We start from the raw sequence: 430 nt of genomic DNA on the forward strand, positions 1-430 counted from the left end.
GCGATACGTTTAACACCACCAAAGATGATGAAAGCAAGGATGATAGCAACAACAGTACCAGTGAAAATTTTAGCGAAACTGAATGTACCGATAGCTGTTTCAATCATATCACCTGAGCCAAATGCAGCTTCTACAGCATTACCTATACTGTTTGACTGAACACCTGGAAGCAAAATGCCACATGCAAAAATAGTCGCGATAGCGAAGATCCATGCGTACCACTTCTGACCCATTGCTTTTTCAATGTAGTAAGCCGGACCACCACGGAACTGGCCTTCATCTTCTTCTTTATAGATTTGCGCCAGCGTAGATTCTGCGTAAGCAGTCGCCGCGCCAAAGAAAGCTACCACCCACATCCAGAATACTGCACCTGGGCCACCGAAACCGATAGCGGCAGCAACACCTGCAATGTTACCTGTACCTACACGGC

Annotated in this window: 1 protein-coding gene; it reads right to left on the bottom strand. The window is 46.7% G+C overall.

The genetic code is table 11. The features are described 5' to 3' along the window. Positions 1-430: alanine:cation symporter family protein (locus tag AB4496_RS27700; RefSeq protein WP_372133211.1), on the bottom strand; the 430-nt coding region annotated here is incomplete at both ends.

Origin of the sequence: Vibrio sp. 10N.222.46.A1 (genome assembly GCF_041473595.1) — a bacterium.
Taxonomy (GTDB): domain Bacteria; phylum Pseudomonadota; class Gammaproteobacteria; order Enterobacterales; family Vibrionaceae; genus Vibrio; species Vibrio tasmaniensis_A.